Here is a 26,690-nt window from a genome sequence, read left to right as displayed (position 1 = left end):
CACGGCCGGTAGGACTGTCAGTGGCGGGTGATAGTTTCCCATTCTCGTGATCGCTGGAGGTGTCTTGTCGGGCTGGTTGGAGGAGCTGGATCGCCTGGCCGCGAGCAGGGCCAAGGCGGGGCTCACCCGTCAGTTGCGCCCCCGGGCGACCGCCGTCGATCTGGCCGGCAACGACTATCTGGGCCTGGCCGGCGACCCCCGGGTGACGGCGGCCGCGACCGGGGCCCTGTCGACGTACGGCCTGGGCGCCACCGGCTCCCGTCTCGTCCGCGGGTCGACGCCGGCCCACGCCGACCTGGAGGCCACCCTGGCCGACTGGTTGGGCACCCCGGCCGCCCTGGTCTTCTCGTCCGGCTACCTGGCCAACCTCGCCGCCGTGCGGAGCATGGCCGCTTTCGGCACCCTGATCGTCTCCGACGCCTACAACCACGCGTCCCTGATCGACGGCTGCCGCATGGCCGGCACCGAGACGGTCGTGGCACCCCACAACTCACCGTCCGGAGTGGCCGCCATCCTGGACGCCCACCCCGGGTCGAACGCTGTCGTGGTCACCGAATCGGTGTTCTCGGTCGACGGTGACCTCGCGCCACTGGCCGAGCTCCACGAGGTGACAAGCTCGCGCGGGGCGCTGCTGCTGGTGGACGACGCGCACGCGCTGGGGCTGCTCGGGCCGGGCGGCGCCGGCGGCGTGGCGGCGGCGGGTCTGTCCGGGCGGCCCGACGTCGTGGTCACGGCGACCCTCTCCAAGTCCCTGGGCGGAGCGGGCGGGGTCGTGGCCGGTCCGGCACAGTTCATCAGGCATCTGGTCGACACGGGCCGCACCTTCATCTACGACACGGCGCTGCCCCCGGCGGTGGCGGCCGGGGTCGAGGAGGCCCTGCGGATCGCGAGGGCGGCCGACGACCGCCGCGCGCTCGTGGCGACCCGGGCCGCTCAGGCGGTCGGGCGCCTGCGAGAGGCCGGGTTCGACGTGGTGGCGCCGGCCGCGGGCGTACTGTCCGTTGTGGCTCCAGGCCCCGAAGCGGCCTTGGCGTGGGCCGCCGACTGCCGTGACCGTGGCGTCGCCGTAGGCTGCTTCCGCCCGCCGTCCACCCCCGACGGCACGTCGCGCCTGCGCCTGACCCTCAACGCGGGCGTTTCCGGCTCCGACTTCGCCCGCGCCCTGGACGTGATCGTGGAGTGCGCCCCGTGACCAGCAAGCCCCGCCCCCTGCCCACCGGCCCGTCCTGCCCGGACGTGACCGAGGTGGTGACCCGCCTCCCCACAGCGAACGTGATCCTGACCGGCCACCCCGGCACCAAGGGCTTCACGTTCCCCCCGTTGCCGGGCCGAGTCTCACCGACGGTCCCCACGGCCCGCACGCCGGACGAGACGCCGGCCATGGCCACCGCCACGACGGTGAGCAGGCCCGCCCCGTCGCCCTCGACGGAGCCGAACGCCGCCGCGCTTCCTTCGCCGGGCGAGCGGGATGCCACTGTCTCTTCGTCGTCGGCTCCTTCCTCGTCGGCCGAGTCGAGTGCCGCCGCGCCCTCGCCGGCCGATTCGAACGCTGCCGTGCCTCCGTCGTCTGCGGGGCCGGACGCCGTCGTGTCTTCGTCGTCGGCCGAGGGGGATGCCGTCGTGCTGCCCTCGCCAAGCGAGCCTGACGTTGCCCTGCCTTCCTCTTCGGGCGAGTCGGACGCTGCCTTGCCTTCCTCTTCGGCCGAATCGGACGCTGCCCTGCCTTCCTCCTTGGCCGAGCCGGAGGCTGCGCTGCCGGGAGCCTCCTCTGCGGATGCGGTAGCCGTCGGCAATGTCCGCTCTTTGAGTGAAATGTCGCCCGGGGTGAAGCGGTCCTCTGGAATTGGAGGGCGCGGGCTCTCGGCAGTAGTGGCACCTGCCGTCTCGTCGCTCGCCGGCCCCTCGGACTTCGCGCCGCATCAAGGAGAACGAGCCGAGTTCGGTCGCCCCGAGTCTGGTCGCGCTCAGGCTGGTCGCCCCGAGGGCAGTCGTCCCGAGGTCGGTCGACCCGATTCAGGTCGCGCTCAGGCTGGTCCGGGCGGGACGTTCTCCGCCGAGGTGTCCGGTCGCCCCGCTGCGGAGCTGGGCGGAGCTGCGGAGCCGGGCGGCGCTGCTGAACTGGGCGGCGCTGCTGAACTGGGCGGCGCTGCTGAACCGGGCGGAGCTGCGGAAAAGGGCGGCGCTGCGGAACTGGGCGGAGCTGCGGAACCGGTCGGCACGGCGCCCGCTGAGCCGGCGCCGATCGGGGAACCGCTGCCTGAAAGCGTTCCCGTTTCGCCGGCGCCGGTGGGGCCCGCTCTCGATGCTGATGAGCTGCCCAGCGGTGAAGCGCTCGGGGCCGAGATCGCGGCCGAGCTGTCCGCTCAGGCTCCGCCCGCTGCCCAAGCGGCGCCCCGGCGTGCGGCCTCGGGGGAGTGGCGTGGGGTCGTGCTGGTCACCGGCACCGACACTGACGTCGGCAAGACCATTGTCACCGCGGCTGTGGCGGCCGCTGCCCAAGCGTCGGGGCTTCGAGTTGCCGTGATCAAGCCGGGGCAAACCGGGATCGTCACCGGCGCGCCCACCGACATCGAGGTGATCAGCCGGCTGGCCGGGCCGGACACCGCCCGTACGCTCGCCGAATATCCCGAGCCCATGGCTCCGCTGGCCGCCGCCACGGTGGCCTCCATGCCGCCGCTCGAACTCTACGAAGTGGTCGACGCCATCCGGGCCGAAGCCGGCAAACACGATCTCGTGCTGGTCGAAGGGGCCGGCGGTCTGCTCGTGCCGATGGGCGTGCGGCCCTCCGGCGAGTCGTGGACCTTTGCCGACCTGGCCACCGCCCTCGGCGTCAGCACCATCGTCGTGGCCCGGGCCGGGCTGGGCACCCTCAACCACACCGCCCTGACCCTGGAGGCCCTCAACCGGCGGGGCATCCCGGCCGGCGTGGTCATCGGCGCCTGGCCGTCCCATCCCGACCTGGTCCACTGGGCCAACCTGAGCGAGATGGTCCCGCATCTGCTCGGCGCTCTTCCCTCCGATGCCGGGCGGATGGATCCGGGCGTCTTCCGCCGTTCCGCGCCGGGCTGGCTCACCCCGTCGCTGTACGGCGTTCTCGACAACTGGCGCGTCTGGGCCGAGGAGACCGGCGACGGGCACCATTAGGGTCGCGCTATGGGGATCGAGATTCGTGAGTACGACCCGGAGTGGCCCCGGCTGGCGGTCGCCGTCATCGCCGATCTGGAGACGGCTCTGCCCGGGGTGATCAGGTCGGCCGAGCACATGGGCAGCACGTCGGTGCCGGGCATGGCGGCCAAGCCGGTGATCGACGTGATGGTGGCCGTCGACGAGCTCGATGTGGTGGAGGAGCGGGAGAGCGCGGTCGAGGGCCTCGGCTACCGGCGGGTCGACGTCGGCATGCCGGAGCGGCTGTTCTACCGGCGGGTGCGCGACGGCGAGCTCGTCGTCCACCTGCATGTGGTGACCGTGGACTCGTGGGCCACGCGCAACGAGCGGCTGCTGCGCGACCACCTTCGTGAGCACGCGGAGGACCGGGTCGCCTATGGGCAGCTCAAGCGGAAGCTCGCCGAGGCCGGGCATGACGCCGAGGCGTACACCCGGGCCAAGACCGCCTTGATCCAGCGCATGGTCGATGACGCCCGGGCCGCGCGGGGGCTGCCCCGGGTCGACGTCTGGGAAGGCTGATCAGGCCGCGCCGGCCAGGACCGAGGTGACCAGTTTCTCGACCTCGGCCGGATCGGGTGGGGTGTCGTCGTGGCCGGCGAAGACCAGGTGGCCGGTGCCGATCAGGGTCAGGGCCAGCGTGTCGGCGTCCGCCCGTGGGGAGAGACGGCCCCGGTCCTGTTCGGCCTTCAGATAGGACGCGAGCATGGTGGCCGCCTCGGTCAGCAGCGGGATGCCGGTGGGGCGGTCGCGGCGCAGCCGGGCCCGCAGCTCGTCGCGGGCGATGATCAGGGCGACGACGTTCAGGGCGATCGAGCCGAAGACCGCGGTCAGCGCGCCGGCCAGGTTGGCGACGACGGTGGCCGTGCCGGCCGAGGCGCGCAGCGCGTCCGACTCGTGGGCCAGACGGGCGATGCGGTCCTCGACCAGCGCGGCCAGGAAGTCGTCGAAGTCGGTGAAGTGCCGGTGCAGCACGCCCTTGGCCACGCCGGCCTCGGCGGTGACGGCCCGGCTGGTCAGGCCGCCGGCGCCGTCGCGGCGCAGCACCCGTTCGGCGGCGTCGAAGAGCTGCTGTCGTACGTCACGCAGGGCCACACCGGTCGGCATCTAATCATCTTGCCTGGCGAGGGGTTCCTGGAGCTCGGTCACCCACTGGTCGAGCTCGGGCGGGCACTCCAGGCTGACCTCGCGGGGATATCCGGCCGAGGCGTGGCCGTTGTCGTCGATCCAGCGTGCGAGGGTCTGCGCGGTGGGCAGGATCGCGTCCATGGAGCCGCGGTGGACGATCGTCGCGGCGCGGTCCAGGCCGGGCAGGTCGTGCACGAGCAGCTCGCCGTCGCGTGGGGGAGCCGACACCTGCACGGCGGCGTGGACGGTGACGCGGCCGTCGGCCTCGGGCGTGTAGTACGCGATGCCGGGGCCGGTGGGTGCGATGCCGGCGGTGGCCAGCCGGCGGAACAGCTCCTCGTAGAGCGGGGCGATGACGGGACCGATCAGGCCGGGTTCGAAGCCGGCGGCGGTCGCGGCCAGCTCGGCGACGCGGACGGTGGGCACGGACTTGAGGACGACCTCGTCGGTGGGCATGTGGCCCTCGCTCTCGATGGCTCGGAGCCTCGCCTCGACCTGGGTCAGCCGGGCCGTCGCGGCCGCCACGGTGCCGGCCAGCTCGGCGTGCCGCAGGCGCAGCATGCCGCGCAGCTGCTCGGTGGTGACGGCCTCGTCGATGATCTCGCGCACCTGCTGGAGCGTGAAGCCCAGCTCCTTGAGCGCGACGACGCGGTTGAGCAGGGCCAGCTGGCCGCCGGTGTAGCGGCGATATCCGGTGGCCGGGTCGACGTGGGCCGGGCGCAGCAGGCCGATGCTGTCGTAGTGGCGCAGCATGCGGACCGAGACACGGCCGTGCCGGGCGAAGTCTCCGATGGTGAACATGATGCTCCGAGTCGATCGCCTGACACGGTGTGAGAGTCAAGAGGCTATCCAAGTGGGCGCTTGCCCACTAGAGTGGGCGCATGCCCATTCAGCCTCATCGTGAGCGGCGGATCGCGGAGTCCTTCGGGACAGACCCGCGGCGGTACGACCGGACGCGCCCCCGCTATCCCGAAGCGCTGATCGAGCGGCTCGTGGCGCCGGAGGTGCTCGACGTCGGCATCGGCACGGGGATCGTGGCCCGCGCGCTGCGGGAGCGGGGGTGCCGGGTGCTCGGCGTCGAGCCCGATCCGCGGATGGCCGAGTTCAGCCGGGCCGACGGCTTCGAGGTCGAGGTGGCGACCGTCGAGCGGTGGGAGCCTCGCGGGCGCGTCTTCGACGCGGTGGTGGCCGGGCAGACGTGGCACTGGGTCGACCCGGTCGCGGGCGCGGTCAAGGCCGGTGAGGTGCTGAGGGCCGGTGGCCGGCTGGCTCTGTTCTGGAACGCCGGCCAGCCCTCGCCCGAGGCGGCCGCGGTGTTCAAGCAGGTCTACCAGCGGCTGATGCCGGACAGCATGATGGCCCGGGCGTACGGGTCCACGGCGTCGGCGGCGCAGATGTACTCGGCCATGCTCGACACGGCCGAGGCCGGCATGCGGGAGGCGGGCGTCTTCGGCGAGGCGGAGCGGTGGCGGTGGGACTGGGAGCACGTCTACGGCCGCGACGAGTGGCTCGATCAGCTGCCCACCCAGGGCGCGCACACGACGCTGCCCCCGGATCAACTGGCCGCGCTGCTGGCCGCGACCGGCGAGGCGATCGACGCGCTCGGCGGGTCCTTCACGATGAGCTTCGCAACCATGGCGGTGACGGCGACACGCGCGAGATGAGGTTCCCGTGGAGTCGTACATCATGAAGATCTCAAGAATTGGGAGTGGCCGTCAGAACGGGCGAAAGGCGCCAAGCGGGACGCATCCGGCGGAGATCGCCTGAACGGGCCGAGACATCACCTGAACGGCTCAGTTGCCCCTTCCGTACGCCATTGGGAGCGCTCCCAAGTGCTGGGACGGGAACGCTGCGGAAGCGTGGAACTACTTAGCGGTAATGCCGCACCGGTAGTACGTCGCGGCAGCTCAGAACGACGTTTCATGGGACGCGTGTGGCTGAGTATTATTCGGCTGCCCTGGCCGTCATATCGGCGCAGATCGATGAATTTTGATCGTCTGCCCACGCGCCTCGTGACTCCCGGCAGGAGTCTCGCGAGACCGGAGGACCGTTTGAGACCGCTCCCGAAAAATTTCCCGTCGGCGTTGATCCCGAGGGCTGTCCCCAGCCGTATCTCAGGCGACGGGGAAAGCTCCGGGCGGAGGTATCGATGCATGCGGTGGCCGAGGATCGGCTGGCGCCGGGCGGGGTTGGCCTGATGACACAGCGTTCCGGTGGACGGTGGCAGTCACTCGACGGGAGCCGTGGTGTGGGCGATGGTGGTTCGGTGATTCCCCGGCAGGCGCCGCGGCACGAGGCTGCGCCCTCGACCGGCCCCAGTCACGAGGACACCCTGGTCAAGATGCTCTATGAGGAGCATGCCGGTCCCTTGCTGATGTTCGTTCTGCGGCTGACCGGTGGTGACCGGCAGCGCGCCGAGGACATCGTGCAGGAGACCCTGCTGCGGGCCTGGCGCAACGCGCACCGGCTCGGCGCCCAGGGTCAGCAGTCGCTGCGGCCGTGGCTGGTCACGGTGGCGCGGCGGATCGCGATCGACGATCACCGCAGCGCCAGCGCCCGGCCCGCCGAGACGTACGACCGGGAGTTGGAAAGCTTCCCGAGCACGGCCGATGACACCGACCGTGTTCTCCAGTCGATGACGGTGTCGGACGCGCTGCGCGAGTTGAGCCAGTCGCACCGCGAGATCCTCATCGAGACGTACTTCCGGGGCCGCACGGTGCCGGAAGCGGCGGAAAAGCTCGGCCTTCCGTTGGGCACCGCCAAGTCACGGGTGTACTACGCTCTGCGTGCGCTGCGGACCGCGTTGCAGCAGCGGGGGGTGACGGAATGACACAGGAAGACCACTTCGACGTCGCGTCGTACGCCCTGGGGGTGCTCGACAGCCGCGATGCCGAGCGCTTCGAGGACCATCTCATCGAGTGCCCGCGCTGTGCCTATGAGCTCGAGTCGTTCGTCGAGGTCGCCGACCTGCTGGCCGACGTCGACGCGCAGTCGGTGATCGCCGCCGAGGAGACCCGGCGCGACGGCTTCATGCTGCAGAAGGTGATCGGTGAGGTCGCGCACGAGCGTCACCGGGCCAACAGCCGGCGGCTCTACTCGCTGGCCGCGGCCGTCGTCATCTTCGCGATGCTCTCGATCGGCGCCTTCTTCGTCGGCGGCCAGGTGGTCGGTGACAAGGGCGGCACCACGACGGGCAACACCACCGCGCAGGGCGGCAGCAGCCAGACCGACCCGCTGCCCAACAGCGGCCAGGGTCCCGGCATCGGCGGCCCCGACCTGACCGGCGAGCGCTTCGACGGCGCCGACCCGCGCACCGGCGTGCAGGCCTCGGTCGCCTTCGAGCAGAAGGACTTCGGCACCCAGATCCAGTTCGCCATCTCCAACATCACCGGGCCCAAGACGTGCCGGCTGGTGGCCGTGCACACCGACGGCACCACCGAGCCGCTCGTCTCGTGGACCGTGGGCACCAAGGGCTGGGGCACCGCCGCCAACTCGCAGCCGCTGCTGCTCCAGGCGGTCACCGCCACGCCGCGCGCGGACATCGCGCACGTCCAGGTGCAGGAGGTCCCCTCCGGCGACACCCTGGTGCGCGTTCCGTAATCGATTCATCACCAAAAGGCCCGGCCGATTCGGCCGGGCCTTTTTCGTCTGTGGCGAAGAGATCTAGTACGTAGACGGCGGCCGAAGGGTTCAAACAAAAAACTGGGAAATTGATCGGCCCTTTTTTCAACCCTGAGCGATCCCTGGCGCGTACTACAGCCCGGAAACGCCAGATGCATGAAAACCATGGAGGGCACGTGTTCCCGGAGAAGCGAAAGTTGATGGTTGTCGGCACCGCCATCGCCGCAGCGTTCGCACTGCAGGGCTGCGCCCCGGCCGGATACGGCAGCAACGCCGCCGCCGACTACGGAAACGCCGCGGAGCCCGCCTCCGAGAACGTCGCGGCCACCGCGGGCGCCACCGCCGACCCGAACGCCACGGCCGACCCCAACGCGCAGGCCGACCCCAACGCCACCGCCCCTCCCGGTTCCGAGGACGCCGCGCCGGAGCTGAGTGAGGAGGAGGAGACCAACACCCTCACCGGCACCAAGGTCGCGCGCATGGGCCAGGTCGTCGAGAACGAGGAACAGCAGGTGCTGTACCGGTTCGACAACGACAGCAACAGCCCGGCGAAGTCCAACTGCGAGGGTGACTGCCTCAAGGTATGGCCCGCGGCCCTGACGACCGACGGCAAGCCGACCCTCAAGGGCGTCGACTCCAAGCTGGTCGGCACGATCACCCGCTCCGACGGCACGAAGCAGCTGACGCTCAAGGGCTGGCCGCTCTACACGTACATCGGCGACACCAAGCCGCACGCGTGGAAGGGCCAGAACGTGGCCGGCAAGTGGTTCGTGATCCAGCCCGACGGGGCCAAGAACCTCACCTGCCTTCCGGCGATCTCAAAGGCGGTCGCGCCGCCGAAGGACGATTCCGCAGACGACGCGGGCGCCGCCGGGTCGAGCGACGACTCCGGCACCGGTAGTGACTACAGCTACTGACTTAATCGTCTTTTAAGAATTGCTCGATCGGAGGTTTGAGGAAAATGCGTTCGCGGTTGCTGGTGGGCATTTCGGCGGCGATTCTGGCTTTCCTGGTCGCCCCGGTCACCCCGGCCCACGCCGCCGGCGGTGACGGCGTCCCGGTCCCCGCGGCGACCGGGCTCTCCGACAAGGGTTCCGGCGCCATCTCGGACGCCGACAAGGACTTCGTCATCAAGGTCCGCCTGGCCGGCCTGTGGGAGATCCCGGCCGGCAACATGGCCCAGGAGAAGTCGAACGACCCCCGCGTCGTCGCGATCGGCAAGGCCATCGCGGCCCAGCACGTCACCCTCGACGCCCTCGACCGGGCAGCGGCCAAGAAACTCGACATCGACCTGCCCAACCAGCCGAACAGCGACCAGCAGTTCTGGCTCAGCGAGATGCGCAACGCGACCGGCAACCGGTTCGACCAGATCTTCGTCGACCGCCTCCGGGCCGCGCACGGCAAGATCTTCCCGGCGATCGCGACGATCCGGGCCAGCACCCGCAACGACAGCGTGCGCAAGCTGGCCCAGCAGACCAACCAGTTCGTGCTGACTCACATCACGCTGCTCGAGTCGACGGGAATCGTCGACTACGGGTCGCTGCCCACAGCTCCCGCCCCCGCGGCGGCCGGAAAGGGACCGGTCCCAGTGGACGGGCAGATGCTCCAAGCCGCCAGCAGCAACAGCGGCGTACCAGGCGTCAACACCACTGTGATCCTCCTTGTCCTCGCCGCCGCGCTCGTGGCCGGCGTCATCACGACCATGCGCATCTTCCGGGCGCGGTAGCCCCAGCCGTCGTCCGAGTCGCGTAAGAGAAAGGTTCACCCCATGCGAAGGTCCAAGTACCGGCGCGCCGCCAGGAGCAACAACTGGTTCAGCGGAAAACGCCGGATCATCGCGGTGGCTGCCACGCTGGTCGCCTTCGGCGGCATCGTGACCGTCACTCAGGTCTCCAACGCCAGCACCGACCGGAACCAGCGCAAGGCGCTCAGCGCCTGCGACCGGATCCAGGCGCCGCCGCAGTCCGAACTGTCCACCAAGACGCGCAAGGGCACCTACACCACCAACAACGGCACGGTGACCCAGCACGCGGACGACGGTGCGGGCGACACGGTGTCGGTCTCGACGCTGCGTACCCGGTGCCGTAACTGGGTCATGAACAACGTCGGCAACAACGGCCAGGCCACGACGCCGCCGACCACACCGGCCACCAACGAGCCGGCCGCCGGTGAGCCGAGCGCGAGCGCGCCCGCCGAAGAGGGCGGTAACAACGGCGGCGAGCAGGGCGGCAACGGCGAGCAGGGTGGCGACCAGGGCAACAACGGTGGCGACCAGGGCAATGGCGGTGACCAGGGCAACAACGGTGGCGACCAGGGCAACAACGGTGGCGACCAGGGCAACGGTGGCGACCAGGGCAACGGTGGCGACAACGGCGAGCAGGGCGGCGACCAGGGTGACCAGGGCGGCGACCAGCCCGACCCGCAGCCGACCGAGTCGCAGACCACGCCGCCCCCCGGCGCCGGCCTCGGCATCCTGACCAACAGCTGCGACACCAGCCAGCTCGCGCCGCACGACGGCTTCCAGAACGGCAACCGCTGCGTCTCCACCGAGTTCGGTGAGGTCGGCGAGGCCGCGAACAACCCGACCCTGCTGATCACGCAGGCGCCGCGCCAGATCGCGCCCAACACCCCGTTCACGCTGACCGTCAGCACCCGCAACCTGATCCGTGACCGCTTCCTCGCGGCCGGCCAGGGCGGTTACTACGTGGAGAGCTCGGTCCTGCAGAACGGCCTGGTCCGTGGTCACTTCCACACCGCGTGCCGCATGCTCGAGAGCACCAACGCCGCTCCGGCCCCGGACCCGGTCCCCGCGTTCTTCGTGGCGACCGAGGACAGCCGCGGCAGCGCGACGCCCGACTCGGTGCAGATCCAGGTGCCCGGTCTGCCCACCGCCGGCACCGCGCAGTGCGCCTCGTGGGCCGGTGACGGCTCGCACCGCATCCCGATGATGCAGCGCGCCAACCAGATCCCCGCGTACGACGCCGTCCGGATCACGGTCCGCAACGGCCGCGGGCGCTAAAGATCGAGGAGCGGCGCCGCCACACCGGCGGTGAACCCGGCCGGGACGAGGTCACCGACATGGCCCCGTCCCGTCCGGGACCCCCCATCCCCGCCGGCGAAAATCGTCCTTCCCCCTGATGGACGACCTGCGGCGGCAATCCGCTCCCCACGGCGGTCCGGACCGACTCGGGTGTCCGGTCGCCCTCCGATGGCCCTGACCGGGAGCGCGGTCAGGGCCATCGGCCTGCCTGGGCAATAGCGCTGGCAGGTGGCACAGTGTTCCGATGACTTCCGAAGTGACCCGCCGGCTGACGACCCCGCCGCGCTATCACTTCGGCGCCTCGGTCGGCCCGCTCCTGGTCCCCAAGCACGACCCGTGCGGCCGTTTCACCGGCGATGACTTCTGGCTTGCCGCTCGTACGCCTTCAGGCCCCGCGACGATCCACCTTTATCGCGATAAATCGGGCGGCGGAGATGCGAGCGCTCCCGGCGCGCAATCGGGCGGCCGGCAGGTGGACGGTGCTGCCGCGGGATCGGGCGGCCGGCAGGTGGACGGTGCTGGCGCGCGGTCGGGCGGCGGGGATGCGGTCGAGGTCGGCGCGCGGTCGGGTGGGTGGCACGCGGGCGGGGGCGGCGTCATTTTTGCCACGGGATATGGGCCGGGTGCTGCGTGGATCGTCGATCGGGCCGACGCCATCGCCGGGCTTCGTGACGATCTCGAGGGGTTCGAGGAGCTCGTGGCGCACAACCCGCTCGTCGCGCGATTGGCCAAGACCTTTGCCGGCGTGCGGATGCCGTCCACCGGCATGGTCTTTCCCCGGGTGCTGCGGGCGATCCTGGAGCAGAAGGTCACCGGCAAGGAGGCCCACCGCTCGTACCGGGCGATCTGCCGGGCCGTCGGCGAGCCGGCCCCCGGGCCGGTCGATCTGGTGTTGCCGCCCGACCCGGCGAGGATCGCGGCCATGGCCTACTGGGAGTTCCATCCCTTCGGGGTCGAGCAGCGCCGCACCCAGGCCCTCCAGCGCGCGGCCCTGGTCGCCGACCGGCTGGAGCGCTGCGCCGACTCGGCCGAGGCGACCCGGCGGCTCGTCGCGCTGCCCGGGATCGGGCCGTGGACCGCGGCCGAGGTGGTGCGGGTGGCGTACGGCGACGCGGACGCGGTGAGCGTCGGCGACTTCCACATTCCGAACACGGTGGCCTGGGCGCTGGCCGGTGAGGCCCGCGGCACCGACGAGCGCATGCTGGAACTGCTCGAGCCGTTCCGGGGGCACCGGGGCCGGGTCTGCGACCTGCTCGCCCACGGCGGCATCGGGGCGCCGAAGTTCGGCCCGCGGATGCCGATCCGTTCCTTCGCGCGCTTCTGACATGCTCTAAAATCGGGCGAATGGGCGAAATCGTCCTGGTGCTCGTGCTCGTCCTGGTCAACGCGGTCTTCTCGGGCAGCGAGATGGCCCTGGTCTCGTTGCGCGACAGCCAGGTGCAGCGGCTCGAACGGCGGTCGGGCGGTGGGCGGGTGCTCGCCCGGCTGACGCGTGACCCCAACCGGTTCCTGGCCACCATTCAGATCGGCATCACGCTGGCCGGCTTCCTGGCCTCGGCCACCGCCGCCGTGTCGCTCTCGGAGCCGCTCGTCGAGCCGCTGGGCTTCCTCGGCGGGGCGGCCGAGCCGGCCGCCATCTTCATCGTGACCGTGCTGCTGACCTTCGTGACCCTGGTCGTCGGCGAGCTCGCGCCGAAGCGGATCGCCATGCAGCGTACGGAGGGATGGGCCCTGCTGGTGGCCCGCCCGCTGGACGTCCTGTCGATGATCTCGCGGCCGGCCGTGTGGCTGCTGGGCGCCTCGACCAACCTGATCGTCCGGCTGGCCGGCGGCGACCCCGGGGCCCAGCGCGAGGAGGTCACCACCGAGGAGATCCGCGACATGGTCGCGGCCCAGCAGGACTTCTCGGCCGAGCAGCGGACGATCATCAGCGGCGCCTTCGAGATCGCCGACCGGATCCTGCGGGAGATCCTGGTGCCCCGCCGTGACGTGCTCACCCTGCCCAGCGGCGCGTCCGCCCACGACGCGCTGCGCCTGCTGATCGACGGCGGCCATTCGCGGGCGCCGGTGGTCGGCCCGGCCGGCCTGGACGACGTGGTCGGCACGGTGCACCTGCGCGACCTGGTCGACGTCACCGGCACGGTCGACGAGCACTGCCGCCCCGGTGTCTTCCTGCCCGAGACGCTGCGGGTCTCGGACGCCCTCATGCAGCTGCGCGGCGAGCGCCGGCAGCTCGCCTTCGTGGTCGACGAGCGCGGCGCCATCGACGGCATCGTCACGATGGAGGACCTGGTCGAGGAGATCGTGGGGGAGATCTACGACGAGACCGACCGCGACGTGGCGTCCGTGGTGCACGAGCCGGACGGCGCGATGTCGATGCCCGGCTCGTTCCCGGTGCACGACCTGCCCGACCTGGGCTTCCACGCGGCGGGCGACTCCACGACGGTGGCCGGCATGGTGCTGGAGGCGCTCGGCCACATCCCGACCTGCCCGGGCGAGGTGGTGGCCCTGCCGGAGTTCACGGCCGAGGTGACCGAGGTGACCGGCCGCGCGATCACCCGCGTCCGGATCCGCGCCACCGCAGCCGGCTGACCAGCCGGCGTGAGACGGCCGGCGCGAGCGGCCGGGTGATCAGGGGCGGTGCGAGCGCTGGCGGCTGACCTCGTAGAGCACGACGGTGGCCGCCGACGCCGCGTTGAGTGAGCTGGCGGCGCCGGTGATCGGGATGCGGACCATGGCGTCGGCCGCCTCGCGCCAGGCCGTGCTGAGCCCGGTCGTCTCGTTGCCGACCAGCAGGATCCGTGGCCCGGTGAGGTCGTAGTCGGCCACGTCGGCCGTGCCGTGCTCGTCGGTGCCCACGATCTCGACCGGCAGGCCGTCGCGGCGCAGACGCGACACCCACGCCAGCACCTCCTCGTGCCCCTCGGCGCGGATCACCGGCAGCGCGAAGAGCGAGCCCGTGCTGGCCCGGACCGACTTCGGGTCGTACGGATCGGCGGCGTGCCCCGAGATCACGACCGCCGCCGCCCCGAAGGCGTCAGCCGACCGGATCAGCGTGCCGATGTTGCCCGGCGTCGACGGCCGGTCGAACACGACGACCAAGAGATCATCCCCGCCACGGGGCAGATCCGACATTTCCGGAATGCTGACCACGGCGACCAGCTCGGCCGACTCCTTGTCGGCCAGCTCGGCGAACAAGTCGGGCGCCATGGCAACCGGGCGCGCCCCCGAGCGGTCGAGAACGGATCGGGCCCATGCCGACAAAGACTGGTTGTCCGGATAAATCAGATCGGAAATGTCCCACCCGTGATCCAGCGCGAGCGAGATCGGGCGCACGCCGTGGACGAGGAAGGAGCCGGCGCGGTGCCGCTTCGTCCGGTTCGTGAGCAGCGCCTGCCACTGCTGAAAGGAGGCATTCCGGGTAGTTACTCGCACGGCCGTCGACCCTACCCAACGCCACACACGCCGGTCACAATCACTAGGCGAGGAGGTGACCGCCATGCAAACTGACGGCGTGGCTTTCACCCTGACGATCGATTGCGGCGGCGGCGGCATCAAGGGCTCCGTGCTCGACGAGGCGGGCACCATGCGGGCGCAGCCGTTGCGCGTCCCGACGCCGTACCCGTTGCCGCCCGACCTCTTCGTGAAGACGTTGGTGGAGCTCGGGGAGCGCCTGCCCAGCGCCGACCGGGTCACCGTCGGCATGCCGGGCATGCTGCGGCACGGCGTGGTGGTCGCGACCCCGCATTACGTGACGCGCAGCGGGCCCCGGACGAAGGTCGATCCCGAGCTCGTCGAGGCGTGGAGCGGGTTCGACGCCCGCACGGCGCTGGCCGACGCCTTCGGCATGCCGACGCTGGTGCTCAACGACGCCGAGGTGCACGGGGCCGGTGTGGTCGCGGGGACGGGGTGCGAGTTGGTGCTGACGCTCGGCACCGGGCTCGGCTGTGCGTTGTTCGACGGGGGCAAGCTCGCCCCGCACCTGGAGATGTCGCAGGCGCCGGTGCGCTGGGGCATGTCCTACGACACGTACATCGGTGAGCACGAGCGGCGCCGGCTGGGTGACGCCCTCTGGTCGCGCCGGGTGCGCAACGTCATCGAGGGGCTGCGCCCGGTCTTCCTGTGGGACCGGGTCTATCTGGGCGGCGGCAACTCCCGTCTCATCACTCCCGCCCAGCTGGCCCGCATGGGCGACGACGTCGTAGTGGTGCCGAACACGGCGGGCATCGTCGGGGGTGTCCGGGCCTGGACATTGGGTACCGTTCGTTGATATGCGGCCCGCTGCGCTTCTCCTCGACTTCGGGGGCGTCCTGGCGGACGCGCCGCCGCAGCGCAGCGCTCCGCCCGGTCTCGTTCTGCGCATCTTCAACCTGACCCGGGGCGCCCTGTCGCCCGGCGAGATCCAGCGGTCGGTCACCGAGGGCGCGGCCGCCTACGCGCGGTGGCGCGACGAGGACTGGCCGGACGAGCTGAGTCAGTCCGAGGTGTTCGAGCGGTTCATCCTGCCCGGCTGGCCGCCGGCGGCTCAGGTGCCGGTGCGCGGGGCGGCGCGCAAGCTCGCGTACGAGTGGGCCTGGCGCGACAATTGGGCGCTTCGTCCGGGCGTACCGGAAATGTTGCAGTTTGCCCATGAGGTCGAGATCCCGCTCGCGGTCGTCAGCAACTCGCTGTCCGGCGCGGCCCACCGCGACTTCCTCGACAAGGCGGGCATCGGGGAGTTCTTCGCCGCGCAGATCTACAGCGACGAGGCCGGTGTCCGCAAGCCGAACCCGCAGATGATCTGGCACGCGACCGACGCGCTCGGCGTGGAGCCGGAAAAAGCCTGGTTCGTCGGGGACACCCCGCGCCGCGACATCGAGTGCGGCCGCCGCGCCGGCGTCGCGCGGGCCCTCCTCATGCCGTCGCCGCGCACCCGCACCGAGCCCGACGGGCCGAGCCCGGACGCCGTCGTCGAGGACGGATTCGCCCTGCTCAAGCTCCTGCGGGAATGAGCTGCCAGACCGTCGTGTGACGCACCGGCACGCTTTCGAGTGACACCGGCACCGGCACGTCGTACGAGGCTCGCCTGGTCAATCCCTCGGACGGCAGATAGGCCCGGCCGGGGTCGCCGATCAGCACCAGACTGCCCCGGCTCGCGGCCCGGCGCAGGAACGGCAGCACCCGGGCCGCCATCTCGCGGCTGTAGAAGACGTCGCCGGCCAGCACCACGCCGTACGGGTCGTCGCTGTCCAGCAGATCGGCCTCCACCGTGCGGATCCGCACGCCGTTGGCCTCGGCGTTGACCTCGGCCGCGGCCAGCGAGTACGGATCGACGTCGTTGGCCGTCACCGGGCTCGCGCCCACCTTGGCCGCCGCCACGGCCACCAGCCCCGACCCCGTCGCCAGGTCGAGCACGCTGCGCCCGCTCACCAGCTCGGGATGGTCGACCACGTGCCGGGCCAGGGCCTGACCGCCCGCCCAGGCGAAGGCCCAGAACGGCGGCGGCTGCTCGGCGCCGGCCTCCTCCGTCTTCTCCCACAGCGCGATCGGCTCCTCCGCCTGATAAAGCGAGAGCTCGGGGACGAAGGGCACGGGCGCGAGCACGGTGTTGCCGCGGATGAACTCGAGGAGCACACGACGATTGTGCCGGTTTCACTCAGGTCACCCCGTGCCGGGCCGATCAGGCACCCCGCAGAACCGAGCGCGGAGTGGAGGCAGGGACAGGATGCCGGCACGCTGGGCCGCCGCCTTCGGTGGCTGGATGGCGCTGATCGCCGTCCTCTTCGTGCTGGCCCCGGCCGACGCGCAGAGCCTCCTCCGCGTGATCGGCGGACTCTCGGCGGTCGCCGCCATCGCTTACGGCGTACGCCGTCACCAGCCCGCCGACCGCATGCCATGGCGCCTGCTGGGGATCGCGGTCACGCTCTCCTCGATCGGCGCCGCCGCCTACACGGCACCGGACCGGGCCCTCGACCACGTTCCCGGCCTGTCCATGGCCGGCGGCGTGCTGGCCCTGATCGGCTATCCCGTGCTGGCCGGCATGCTGCTCGTGCTGATCCGCCGGCGCACCGGCGGCCTCCGCGACCGGGCCGCCCTGCTCGACTCGCTCACCCTCACCTCCGGCGTCGCCCTGCTCGCCTGGAGCTTCGTGCTCGGCCCCGACCTCCAGCGGACCGGCGCGTTCGCCGAGATCGCGTTCCCGCTGGCCGACCTGCTGCTGCTCGGCATGCTGACCCGGCTGCTGACCGCCGGCCGCCCGGTCATGGCGGGCCGGATCCTCGGCGGCGGCCTGCTGGTCATGCTGTTCGCCGACGCCGCCTATCAGCTGTCGGCCGCCGGTGACGCCGCCGTCGGCGGTTTCGCCCTGTACGCGGCGGCCGGTCTGACCGCGCTGCACCCGTCGATGATCGAGCTGAGCCGGGCCGCGCCGGCCGCCGAGACCGAGCTGACCCGGCTGCGGCTGGCCCTGCTCGGCCTGGCCTCGATGGTGGCGCCCGCGGTGCTGCTGGTGCGGATGTTCCGCGACGGCGAGGTACCCGACCTGACGGTCGTGGCGATCCTCAGCGCCGTCACGTTCCTGCTGGTGCTGGTGCGGATGGCCGGCATCATGGCCAGTCACCGCCTGGCCCTGGCCCGGGAGCGGGCGCTGCGCCGGGCCTCGGCCGCCCTGGTCTCGGCCAACGCCACGGACGAGGTCAACGCGGCCGTCCGCGTCGCGGTCGCCGAACTGCTGCCGCCGGACACCCCGCACGGGGTCGTCCTGGCCATGGCGGTCGACGGCACCGCGCTGGCCGCCGGGCCGACCCGGATCGTGCCCACCCGCGACGTCGACTGGGCGGTCGCGGTGCGGCTCACCAACTTCAGCCTGACCCTGCGCAGCCCCATGGTGCTGGGCGACCGCCCGGCCGGGACCTCGCTGCTCGGCGTGCTGCACGTCGGCGCGCCCGCCCAGCGGCTGCCCGGCCTGCTGCGGGCGGTCGAGGTGCTGGCCGGGCAGGCGGCGCTGGCCCTGGAGCGGATCGAGCTGAGCCACGAGGTGATCCGGCGCAACAGCGAGACGTACTTCCGCACCCTCGTCCAGAACACCTCCGACGTCATCCTGATCGTCGACGACCTTGACCGGATCCGCTACGCCAGCCCGTCGGCGGCGGCCGTGCTCGGCGCCGACCCGAGCGGCACGCTGCTGCCCGGCGTGATCCATCCGGGCGACCGGAGCCGGCTCGACGAGGTGCTGGCCGCGATCCGGGCCGGCGACACGATGCAGGAGGGCCTCGACTTCCGGGCCGTCGGCCACAGGCGTACACCTGTGCTCCTGGAGATGCACTCGCAGGACCTGCGGGCCGACCCGACGGTGGCCGGGGTGGTCGTGACCCTGCGCGACGTCACCGAGCGCCGCCGCCTCGAGCAGGAGCTGATCCACCAGGCGTTCCACGACTCGATGACCGGCCTCGCCAACCGGGTCCTGTTCCACGACCGGCTCGGGCACGCCCTGCACCGCGGCGCCCGCGACGGCTCGGTTGTCGGCGTGCTCTTCATCGACCTGGACGACTTCAAGAAGGTGAACGACACGCTCGGCCACGCGGTCGGCGACCAGCTGCTGATCACGGTGGCCCACCGGATCGCCGGCGCCCTGCGCGCCGACGACACGGCGGCCCGCCTGGGCGGTGACGAGTTCGCCGCGCTGGTCGAGAACGTGCAGGACCCGGGCGCGGTCGAGGAGACGGCCCAGCGCATCCTGACCGCGCTGGCCGAGCCGGTGCCCCTCGACGACGGCACGACCATCATGGCCGTGGCCAGCATCGGCATCACCACCACGCCCGAGGCCGACTCGGCCGACGAGCTGCTGCGCCAGGCCGATCTGGCCCTGTACGTCGCCAAGGGCGCCGGCAAGAACCAGTGGCGCCGCTATCAGGCCGACCTGCACGGCGCGATGGTCGAACGCCTGGAGCTGCGCTCCGCCCTCGACCACGCGGCCCGCGAAGGCCACTTCCTGCTCGCCTATCAGCCGATCGTCGACCTCGGCACGGACGAGCCGGTCGGCTACGAGGCGCTGGTTCGCTGGCACCACCCGACCCGCGGCGTGGTCCAGCCGGCCGAGTTCATCGAGGTGGCCGAGGAGAGCGGCCTGATCGTGCCGATGGGCCGCTGGGTGCTGGAGCAGGCGCTGCACACGGTCGGCCAGTGGCGGCGCATCCTGCCCCGATCCCGCCAGCCGTACGTCAGCGTCAACGTCTCGGTGCGCCAGTTCCGCGAGGCCGGCTTCGTCGACGAGATCAAGCAGGCCCTGTCCCGGGCCGCGGTGCCACCGCACGCCCTGATGCTGGAGCTGAACGAGACGGCGCTGGCGGCCGAGAACGAGTGGGTCTGGACCCAGCTGAAAGACCTGCGCGACCACGGCGTCCGCATCGCCATCGACTACTTCGGCCCCGAGCTGGACGGCCTGCCCCTGGACGTCCTGAAGATCGACAAGTCGGCCATCGACGACATCGCCCAGAGCCAGGAACAGCTGACCCGCGTCCAGGGCATGGTCGCCCTGTCCCGCCAGTACGGCCTGACGGTCATCGCCGAGGGCATCGAGAGCACCACCCACCGCGACCTGCTGGCGTGGTTGGGATGCCCCCTGGGTCAGGGCTACCTGTTCTCCAGCCCGGTCGACGGCACCGAGGCCCTGAGCCAGATGACCGACCGCCTGCCCCTGGTCGCCTAGTACGGATTTCCCGTGCCGGGAAGGCGTCCGCGGAGCAAACCGCCCAGACGGCCCGGGAGGGCGGGGTCGGCCGACAACGGTGGGCCCTCGCCGTGTGCCCGGTCGGCCATGCCGGCCACCAGTTCCTTCAAGGACTCGACGGCGTCGCGGGTGGGGCGCCAGCCCAGCTCGGTGGCGGCGCGGTCGCAGGACATCAGTGGGGCCTTCAGGGCCAGCCGCGCCCAGCCCGCGTCGATCGGCTGGAGGCGCAGCCACCACGACAGGGCGGCGGCGCTGGTCAGGGCGGCGCCCGGGACCGGCACGCGGATGCCGTGGAAGGCCTCGGCCGCCACCTGGGGGTCGAGGACCGGGCCGGCCGCGATGTTGAAGGCGCCGTGCACGTCCGAGAGGACCGCGCGGGCGTACGCGTCGGCCACATCGTCGGCGTGCACCGCCTGCAACCGCAGTGCCGGATGGGACGGGATGGCGGGGATCCACTGCGGCCTCAGCAGGCGCGCCGGCAACAGTGGGCCCGCGAAGTAGCGCGCTATCTCCGTGCCGACCGCGCGCTGGAAGATCAGGCCGGGGCGCAGGCGCACCACGCGCAGCGTCGGATGTTCCGACTCGACAGCGTCCAGCATCCGTTCGACCTGGGCCTTGTGGCGGCTGTAGGACGACGCCAGCACCCCGGCCCGGGCCCAGTTCTCGCGGACGTACGCGTCCTTCGGCCCCGGTGAGTAGACGCCCACCGACGACGCCTGCACCAGCGCGCGGGCCCCGGACCGCAGCACGGCCCGGGCCACCGCCCGGCTGCCCAGCACGTTCGTGCGGTAGAGCAGGTGCTGGTCGTGGCTGGGCTGGATCTGCCAGGCCAGGTGCACCACGGCGTCGGCGCCGGTGAACACCTCGGTGAGGCGCTCGGTGGCGTCCTCGGCCCCGATGTCGACCGAGTGCCAGGTCGCCCCGGCGTACGCGCCGACCGGGTCGGGCAGCCGCCGGGCCACCCCGGCCACCTCGACCTCGGGCTCAGCGGCCAGACGGCGCAGGAGAGCGGTTCCGGCGTTGCCGGTGGCTCCGACGATGACGACTCGCATGTCTTGGCCCGTACCCGAGGCGGCGCGGTTGAATCACTCCGGCCGGGGTAGCCACTCCGTTCATGAACCTCGTCGTGAACGGCGTCGAGCACGAGCTCGACCTGGACCCGCGCACCACGCTGCTGGACGCGCTGCGGGAGCACATCGGCCTGACCGGCGCCAAGAAGGGCTGCGACCACGGCCAGTGCGGTGCCTGCACGGTGCTGCTCGACGGGCGCCGGGTGAACAGCTGCCTGATCCTGGCCGTCACCCAGCAGGGCACCCCGGTCACCACGATCGAGGGAATCGATCATCCGGTGCAGCGCGGGTTCCTGGAACACGACGGCTTCCAGTGCGGTTACTGCACCCCGGGCCAGATCTGCTCGGCCGTGGGCATGCTCGACGAGGTCGCGCACGGGTGGCCGAGCGCGGTCACCGAAGACGGCGAGGACCTGCTCAGCGACGCCGAGGTGCGGGAGCGGATGAGCGGGAACCTGTGCCGCTGCGGGGCGTACGCCAACATGGTCCCGGCCATCAAGGAGGCGGCGGCCCGGTGAAGACCTTCACCTATCGCACCGCCACCGATGTCGCGGGCGGCCTCGAGCCGGGCGCCACGTTCCTGGCCGGCGGCACCAACCTGGTCGACCTGATGAAGCTGGGCGTGGCCACGCCGGACGTGCTGGTCGACGTGACCCGGCTCGGCCTCGACGAGGTGACCTCGCTGAGCGGGGGCGGGCTGCGGATCGGCGCCGGAGTGCGCAACAGCGACCTGGCCGCCCATCCGGACGTGCGCCGCGACTTCCCCGTGCTGAGCCAGGCGTTGCTGGCGGGAGCGTCGGGTCAGCTGCGCAACATGGCGACCACCGGTGGGAACCTGTTGCAGCGCACCCGGTGCCGCTACTTCATGGACGCGACCAAGCCGTGCAACAAGCACGCGCCCGGCACCGGCTGCCCCGCCCGTGAGGGTGACCACCGCAATCTGGCCATTCTCGGCGGGTCGGAGCAGTGCATCGCCACGCATCCGTCGGACATGGCGGTCGCCCTGGTGGCGCTGGACGCGGTGGTGAACACGTCGCAGCGGTCCCTGCCGGTGAGCGACCTCTACCGCCTGCCCGGCGACGACCCGTCCCGGGACACGGTCCTCGATCACGGGGAGTTGATCACTTCGGTCGACGTACCCCCGCTGGGTCTGAGAAGCGCCTATCGGAAGGTGCGCGACCGGGCGTCGTACGCCTTCGCGGTCTCCTCGATCGCCGCCGCCGTGGAAGTCGCGGACGGCCGGGTGACCGACGTCCGGCTCGCGTTCGGCGCGGTGGCGCCCAAGCCGTGGCGGGCGCTGCTCGCCGAGGAGGCGCTGCGCGGCCGGCCCGCCACGCGGGAGTCCTTCCTGGCCGCGGCCGACGCCGAGCTGGCCGCGGCCGAGCCGCTGAAGGACAACACCTTCAAGGTTCCGCTCGTACGTAACCTGGTCGCCTCCGTGCTCGAAAGGCTCACATCATGACCGTCACCGAGCACCGGGCCGTCGGCCGGCCGCTGCAACGGATCGAGGGGCCGGAGAAGGTCACCGGCGCCGCGAAGTACGCGGCCGAATATCAGGTCGGCGATGTGGCGTACGGCTGGGTCGTGCAGTCGCCCGTGCCCCGGGGCCGTCTCGTCGACGTACGGGTCGATCCGCTCTTGGACCTTCTCGCGGTCCTCTGGCACGGCAACGCTCCCCGGCTCGAGAGCGCCGACGACCCCGAACTGGCCGTGCTCCAGACCGACGAGATCAGCTACCGCGGGCAGGCCATCGCGCTGGTGGTCGCCCGCAGCCTCGAAGCGGCCCGGCGCGGAGCGCAGGAGCTGTCGCTGACCATCGAGACGGAGCCGCACGACGCCGTCCTGCGCACCGACCACCCGGATCTCTACACGCCGGACAAGGTGAACCCGGCCTTCCCGTCGGAGACCTCGGCCGGTGACGTGTCGGCGGAGGCGCCGGTGGAGGTCGACGTCACCTACACGACGCCGGCGCTGCACAACAACCCGATGGAACCCCACGCCACGACCGCTGTGTGGTCGGGCGACGAGCTCATCCTGTACGACTCGAACCAGCACCCGGCCGGCATCGCGGCCACTGTCGGCGCGCTCTTCGGCATCTCCGAGGTACACGTGGTGACCGAACACGTCGGCGGCGGCTTCGGGTCCAAGGGCACGGCCCGGCCCAACGCCGTGCTGGCCGCGATGGCGGCCCGGGTGACCGGTCATCCGGTGAAGCTGGCCCTGCCCCGGCAGGCGCTGTTCAGCATGGTCGGTCATCGCACGCCGACGATCCAGCGCGTCCGGCTCGGCGCCACGGCCGACGGCACGCTCACCGTGATCGACCACGAGGCGTACTCACAAAGCTCCCGGATCTTCGAATTCGCCGAGCAGACGGCGGTGGCGACCCGGCACATGTACGCCGCGCCGAACCGCCGCACGGGCCATCGCCTGGCCCGGCTCGACATGCCGACGCCGCGCTGGATGCGCGCGCCCGGCGAGGCGCCCGGCATGGTGGCGCTCGAATGCGCGATGGACGAGCTGGCCGTGGCCCTCGACATGGACCCGATCGAGCTGCGCGTGCGCAACGAGCCCACGGTCGACCCGGACTCGGGCAAGCCGTTCACCTCACGTCACTACGTCGAATGCCTCCGCGAAGGCGCGGCCCGGTTCGGCTGGGGGGACCGCGACCGGCGACCCCGGCAGCGCCGCGAGGGCGACTGGTGGATCGGCACGGGAGTGGCCGGCGCGACCTATCCGACGATGGCCCAGCCCTCCACGGCCCGCGTCCGCGACCTCGGCGAAGGTGATTTCGAGGTGGCGATCGCGGCGGCCGACCTGGGCACCGGCGCCCGGACGATCCTCACCCAGATCGCGGCCGACGAGCTGGGCGTGCCGGTCTCCCAGGTGCGCCTGCGCATCGGCGACAGCACGCTGCCCAAGGCCTCGGTGGCCGGCGGCTCCTCGGGCAGCGCCTCATGGGGCTGGGCGGTGACGGGCGCCTGCCGGTCGCTGCGGGAGACGGGCGGGACCGAGTCGACCTTCGACAGCTCGGAGCTCATCGCCGAGCAGGAGAAGGAGGGAAAGCACGCCTTCGGCGCCCACTTCGCGGAGGTACGCGTCGACGCCGTGACCGGCGAGGTGCGGGTGTCCCGGCTCTTCGGCATGTACGCGTGCGGCCGCATCCTGAACCCGCGCACGGCCCGCAGCCAGTTCATCGGCGGCATGGTGATGGGGATGGGCATGGCCCTGTTCGAGGAGGGGGTGCTCGACCCGGCGATGGGCGAATGGATCAACCACGACCTGGCCGAATATCACATCCCCGCCCACGCCGACGTCGAGTCGATCGAGGCGGAGTGGCTCGACGAACAGGACGGCTCCCTCAACCCGATGGGCAGCAAGGGCATCGGCGAGATCGGCATCGTAGGTTCCCCGGCCGCCATCCTGAACGCCATCTGGCACGCCACGGGCGTCCGCATCCGCGACCTCCCGGCCCGCCTCGACAAGATCCTGCCGGGCCTCTAACCGAGGCGCTTCCCGCGGACGATCACGGCTTGCGGCTTGTGGAGCAGGCCGAGATCCGCTCGCGGGTCGGCGCCGTACACGACCGCGTCGGCTGGGGCGCCCTCGACCAGACCGGGCAGGCCGAGGTAGGCGCGCGCGGTCCAGGAAGCGGCGGCGATTGCCTCGTGCGGTGACACTCCGGCGGCCACCAGGGCGCGGATCTCCCGGGCGATCCCACCGTGCGGCCGGGTGTCCGTGCCGGCCAGCACGGTGACCCCGGCCTCGACGGCGGCGGCGGTCAGCCGGCCGTGCGCGCTCGCCCCCGGCACGTACCAGCTCCGGCCGGCCCGCTCGGGATCGGCGGCGATCCGCTCCAGGGACTCGGTGATCACGGCCAGCGTGGGCGTCAGCGCGATGCCCCGCTCCGCCATGCGCGGCAGCAGACCGGGATCGAGACCCATCCCGTGCTCGATCGAGTCGACGCCCGCCTCGACCGCGACCTCGCCGCCCGCCGTGTGCTGCGAGTGCACCGCCAGGCGCCCACCCACCGCGTGGACCCGGGCGACCGCCTCCCGCAGCACGTCCACCGGCATGACGTCGTCACCGGCCTGCCAGTCGATCACGACCTTCGCCCACCCCGTCCGTCCCGCCTGCTCGGCCGCGACGGCGGGCAGATCGACCGGATCCGGCCGTCGTCCCCACCCCTCGAAGAACTGCCCGTGCTGGGCGATCCACGGCCCGGCGTGGAAGGCCCGCGGGCTGTCGGCCGCCCGGCCGAACCACTCGGGCGGATCACCGGCCAGGCCGGGCGACCGGATCAGCGTCACCCCGGAGTCCAGATGGGCTCGCAGATCACCCCGCAGTGTCTCGTCGTCCAGCGGCCGGCCGGGCGCCTCCGCCCCGGGATGCGTGTGGGCGTCGACCAGGCCCGGCAAGATCCAGCCCTCGGCCACCAGTTCGGCGCCGGGAACCGGATCGGTGGTCCACCGGTCGCCGTCGGCGTAGAGGTCGATCGGTTCGCCTCCGGGCAGGGCGAGGCCGCGGATCCGTAGCACTGTCATGCCCGCGATCCTAGGGTCGATCGATTGTCGAGAATGGACGAGCCGCCCCGGCGCCGGAGAATCGGCTACGAGGCGGCTCGGGTCTCGAGGGTCACGCGGTGGTGCAGGCGGCGCCGTTGAGGGTGAAAGCGGCCGGCTTCCCACTGTTGCCGGTGTGGGTGGCCTGGAAGCCGAAGCTCGCGCTCGCGTTCGGGGCCACGGTGCCGTTGTGGGCGACATTTCTGGCCGTGATCGCGCCCGTGGAACCGGTCAAGGTCGCGTTCCAGGAGCCGGTAATGGTCTGGCCGGATGGGAGTGTGAATCCGAGGGTCCAGCCGTTCAGGGCGGTACTGCCTGTATTGGTCACCGTTACATTTGCGGTAAGGCCGGTGTTCCACGTGTTGGTCGCATAGGTGACGCGGCAGCCGGAACCGCCGGGCGGCGGGGTTGTCGGTGACGAAGTGGGCGGGGAAGTGGGGATGCCTCCACCGTTCACCTCGGCCGCGAAATCGGTCACGGCCAAGCCGGCGCCGCCGATCCAGGGCTCGAATCCGGCTTGAATGCTCGTCAAATACCAAGCGTTGGTGATCGCGCCGCGATTCTGTACGTCGCGGATGAAGTCGAGGACGCTGAACGACCACGACGGGATCGGCGCCGGAGCCACGTACGAAATCACGGCATTGGCGCCGTTGCTCCCGCGCCAGACCTCCCAGGAGCGGCCGCCGACGGTCGTGGTGCCGACAACCGAGCCGATGGGCTGGATCGGGCCCTGGCGGTTGAACCAGATCATGATCTCCTGCTGGTTGACGCCGTCGGTCCTCGGTGACGGGTCGAGCCAGATGTCGAACGCGGCGTCGTACGTGGCGCCCTGCACGTAGCTGTAGGAGACCCGGCTGGTGGCGCTGGAGATGTCGCTGACCCGGATCGGCAGGTTCGTGCCGGGAGAGCACTTCGTGTAGTGGCAGCCGAAATAGACGGCCGGATAGGAGACGGGGGCGCCGCTGGTGTTGCCGGTGCCCTGCTGACTGGTGATGGCGAAGCCGGTGCTGGTCACGTTGATGCACTGCTGGGCCGAGGTGCCCCAGCGGTTGTTCATCACGACGTAGCGGCCGCCGATGGTGGTGGTCCCGTATTGCTCGCAGATCTCGGCGTCGGCCGAGGCGGGCCCGGCCACGGTGAACGCGGCCACGCCGGCCGCGGCGAGCAATCCGGCGGCCAGGCAGGCACGGAGAAGGCGTCTCATTTCCACATGCTCCGGGGGAGGGGGACGGGGGTTGGGAGCGCTCCCAGGACACGTTACAGGACATTCACAAGCATGAAAAGAGGGGCACCGGAGGAGCGGAATTGCGACATGCGAAGGGGGCAAATTTGCTCTGACAACGGTCGGGAGACAGAATGAAACCGTATCGACATTCACGGCGTCGCCGACGTGCGCATAGTCG

General features: G+C 71.5%; 24 protein-coding genes. 17 read left to right on the top strand and 7 right to left on the bottom strand.

The annotated features are described in order from the left end of the window. Positions 1 to 64: 64 nt before the first annotated feature. From ACQP2X_RS41680 to ACQP2X_RS41670, 3 genes are all read left to right on the top strand, one after another. On the top strand, positions 65 to 1,192 hold the full coding sequence (locus ACQP2X_RS41680; protein WP_498691371.1) for an 8-amino-7-oxononanoate synthase: 1,128 nt from the start codon (positions 65 to 67) through the stop codon (positions 1,190 to 1,192). 1,163 nt (positions 1,193 to 2,355) lie between these two features. Further along, positions 2,356 to 3,144 carry a dethiobiotin synthase gene (gene bioD / locus ACQP2X_RS41675; protein ID WP_498701187.1) on the top strand — a complete coding sequence of 263 codons (789 nt, stop codon included), beginning with the start codon at positions 2,356 to 2,358 and terminating at the stop codon, positions 3,142 to 3,144. Between the two features lie 9 nt (positions 3,145 to 3,153). Beyond that, on the top strand, positions 3,154 to 3,684 hold the full coding sequence (locus ACQP2X_RS41670; protein WP_498691369.1) for a GrpB family protein: 531 nt from the start codon (positions 3,154 to 3,156) through the stop codon (positions 3,682 to 3,684). Here ACQP2X_RS41670 and ACQP2X_RS41665 read toward each other — a convergent pair whose 3' ends face one another. Next, positions 3,685 to 4,269, bottom strand: a complete 585-nt coding sequence (locus ACQP2X_RS41665) for a TetR/AcrR family transcriptional regulator (protein ID WP_498691367.1) — start codon at positions 4,267 to 4,269, stop codon at positions 3,685 to 3,687. It lies immediately after the preceding gene. After that, positions 4,270 to 5,091 carry a MerR family transcriptional regulator gene (locus ACQP2X_RS41660; RefSeq protein WP_498691365.1) on the bottom strand — a complete coding sequence of 274 codons (822 nt, stop codon included), beginning with the start codon at positions 5,089 to 5,091 and terminating at the stop codon, positions 4,270 to 4,272. Positions 5,092 to 5,171: 80 nt separating this feature from the next. Here ACQP2X_RS41660 and ACQP2X_RS41655 point away from each other — a divergent pair, with 80 nt between their 5' ends. The 8 genes from ACQP2X_RS41655 to ACQP2X_RS41620 all read left to right on the top strand — a co-directional run bounded on the left by ACQP2X_RS41655 (position 5,172) and on the right by ACQP2X_RS41620 (position 13,543). After that, positions 5,172 to 5,954, top strand: a complete 783-nt coding sequence (locus ACQP2X_RS41655; protein WP_498691364.1) for a class I SAM-dependent methyltransferase — start codon at positions 5,172 to 5,174, stop codon at positions 5,952 to 5,954. Between the two features lie 485 nt (positions 5,955 to 6,439). Beyond that, on the top strand, positions 6,440 to 7,120 hold the full coding sequence (locus ACQP2X_RS41650; protein ID WP_360241311.1) for a sigma-70 family RNA polymerase sigma factor: 681 nt from the start codon (positions 6,440 to 6,442) through the stop codon (positions 7,118 to 7,120). Beyond that, positions 7,117 to 7,890, top strand: coding sequence for an anti-sigma factor family protein (locus ACQP2X_RS41645; RefSeq protein WP_498691362.1), 774 nt, complete (start codon positions 7,117 to 7,119; stop codon positions 7,888 to 7,890). Before ACQP2X_RS41650 ends, ACQP2X_RS41645 begins: the two co-directional genes overlap by 4 nt. A 221-nt stretch (positions 7,891 to 8,111) precedes the next feature. Continuing rightward, positions 8,112 to 8,828: a COG4315 family predicted lipoprotein gene (locus ACQP2X_RS41640; RefSeq protein ID WP_498691360.1), complete on the top strand. Its 717-nt coding sequence runs from the start codon at positions 8,112 to 8,114 to the stop codon at positions 8,826 to 8,828. A 44-nt stretch (positions 8,829 to 8,872) separates the two neighbouring features. Then, on the top strand, positions 8,873 to 9,637 hold the full coding sequence (locus ACQP2X_RS41635; protein WP_498691358.1) for a DUF4142 domain-containing protein: 765 nt from the start codon (positions 8,873 to 8,875) through the stop codon (positions 9,635 to 9,637). Between the two features lie 42 nt (positions 9,638 to 9,679). Next, positions 9,680 to 10,930 carry a Pecanex-like protein 1 gene (locus tag ACQP2X_RS41630; RefSeq protein WP_498691356.1) on the top strand — a complete coding sequence of 417 codons (1,251 nt, stop codon included), beginning with the start codon at positions 9,680 to 9,682 and terminating at the stop codon, positions 10,928 to 10,930. Positions 10,931 to 11,195: 265 nt separating this feature from the next. Next, a complete protein-coding gene (locus tag ACQP2X_RS41625) occupies positions 11,196 to 12,275 on the top strand; it encodes a DNA-3-methyladenine glycosylase family protein (protein WP_498691354.1) in 1,080 nt (359 codons plus the stop codon). A 20-nt stretch (positions 12,276 to 12,295) separates the two neighbouring features. Further along, positions 12,296 to 13,543, top strand: coding sequence for a hemolysin family protein (locus ACQP2X_RS41620; protein WP_498691352.1), 1,248 nt, complete (start codon positions 12,296 to 12,298; stop codon positions 13,541 to 13,543). A gap of 39 nt (positions 13,544 to 13,582) precedes the next feature. Here the strand turns inward: ACQP2X_RS41620 and ACQP2X_RS41615 are convergent, their stop codons facing one another. Next, complete coding sequence (locus ACQP2X_RS41615; protein ID WP_498691351.1) at positions 13,583 to 14,386, bottom strand: TrmH family RNA methyltransferase; 804 nt, start codon at positions 14,384 to 14,386, stop codon at positions 13,583 to 13,585. Between the two features lie 79 nt (positions 14,387 to 14,465). Between ACQP2X_RS41615 and ACQP2X_RS41610 the strand changes: the two genes are divergently transcribed. Beyond that, positions 14,466 to 15,221 (top strand): ROK family protein, encoded by a 756-nt coding sequence (locus tag ACQP2X_RS41610; protein WP_498701185.1) that lies wholly within the window; start codon positions 14,466 to 14,468, stop codon positions 15,219 to 15,221. Position 15,222: 1 nt separating this feature from the next. After that, positions 15,223 to 15,942, top strand: coding sequence for an HAD family hydrolase (locus ACQP2X_RS41605; protein ID WP_498691349.1), 720 nt, complete (start codon positions 15,223 to 15,225; stop codon positions 15,940 to 15,942). Here ACQP2X_RS41605 and ACQP2X_RS41600 read toward each other — a convergent pair. Continuing rightward, the gene (locus ACQP2X_RS41600) at positions 15,923 to 16,564 is read right to left on the bottom strand and encodes a class I SAM-dependent methyltransferase (RefSeq protein ID WP_498691347.1); all 642 of its coding nucleotides are present in this window, start codon (positions 16,562 to 16,564) and stop codon (positions 15,923 to 15,925) included. The two genes, ACQP2X_RS41605 and ACQP2X_RS41600, sit on opposite strands and share 20 nt — an antisense overlap. Positions 16,565 to 16,655: 91 nt before the next feature. Between ACQP2X_RS41600 and ACQP2X_RS41595 the strand changes: the two genes are divergently transcribed. Further along, positions 16,656 to 19,637, top strand: a complete 2,982-nt coding sequence (locus tag ACQP2X_RS41595) for an EAL domain-containing protein (RefSeq protein WP_498691345.1) — start codon at positions 16,656 to 16,658, stop codon at positions 19,635 to 19,637. On the opposite strand, the gene ACQP2X_RS41590 is transcribed toward ACQP2X_RS41595, so the two are convergent. Continuing rightward, on the bottom strand, positions 19,634 to 20,710 hold the full coding sequence (locus ACQP2X_RS41590; protein ID WP_498691343.1) for an NAD-dependent epimerase/dehydratase family protein: 1,077 nt from the start codon (positions 20,708 to 20,710) through the stop codon (positions 19,634 to 19,636). The two genes, ACQP2X_RS41595 and ACQP2X_RS41590, sit on opposite strands and share 4 nt — an antisense overlap. 62 nt (positions 20,711 to 20,772) lie before the next feature. Between ACQP2X_RS41590 and ACQP2X_RS41585 the strand changes: the two genes are divergently transcribed. The 3 genes from ACQP2X_RS41585 to ACQP2X_RS41575 are packed head-to-tail and all read left to right on the top strand — an operon-like array spanning position 20,773 to position 24,229. Then, positions 20,773 to 21,246: a 2Fe-2S iron-sulfur cluster-binding protein gene (locus tag ACQP2X_RS41585; RefSeq protein ID WP_498691341.1), complete on the top strand. Its 474-nt coding sequence runs from the start codon at positions 20,773 to 20,775 to the stop codon at positions 21,244 to 21,246. Beyond that, positions 21,243 to 22,190, top strand: a complete 948-nt coding sequence (locus ACQP2X_RS41580) for an FAD binding domain-containing protein (protein ID WP_498691340.1) — start codon at positions 21,243 to 21,245, stop codon at positions 22,188 to 22,190. Before ACQP2X_RS41585 ends, ACQP2X_RS41580 begins: the two co-directional genes overlap by 4 nt. Continuing rightward, positions 22,187 to 24,229, top strand: a complete 2,043-nt coding sequence (locus ACQP2X_RS41575) for a xanthine dehydrogenase family protein molybdopterin-binding subunit (RefSeq protein ID WP_498691338.1) — start codon at positions 22,187 to 22,189, stop codon at positions 24,227 to 24,229. The genes ACQP2X_RS41580 and ACQP2X_RS41575 overlap by 4 nt, the downstream gene beginning before the upstream one ends. Here the strand turns inward: ACQP2X_RS41575 and ACQP2X_RS41570 are convergent. Together ACQP2X_RS41570 and ACQP2X_RS41565 are read right to left on the bottom strand one after the other, a co-directional pair. Continuing rightward, complete coding sequence (locus ACQP2X_RS41570; RefSeq protein WP_498691337.1) at positions 24,226 to 25,269, bottom strand: amidohydrolase family protein; 1,044 nt, start codon at positions 25,267 to 25,269, stop codon at positions 24,226 to 24,228. The two genes, ACQP2X_RS41575 and ACQP2X_RS41570, sit on opposite strands and share 4 nt — an antisense overlap. A gap of 91 nt (positions 25,270 to 25,360) precedes the next feature. Further along, positions 25,361 to 26,491 (bottom strand): glycoside hydrolase family 12 protein, encoded by a 1,131-nt coding sequence (locus ACQP2X_RS41565; RefSeq protein ID WP_498691336.1) that lies wholly within the window; start codon positions 26,489 to 26,491, stop codon positions 25,361 to 25,363. Positions 26,492 to 26,690: the final 199 nt, after the last annotated feature.

This window comes from Actinoplanes sp. CA-131856 (assembly GCF_050956135.1).
Classification (GTDB): Bacteria; Actinomycetota; Actinomycetes; order Mycobacteriales; family Micromonosporaceae; genus Actinoplanes.
The sequence above is the reverse complement of the archived record's forward strand: the minus strand, read 5'-3'. Positions and strand labels throughout refer to the sequence as shown.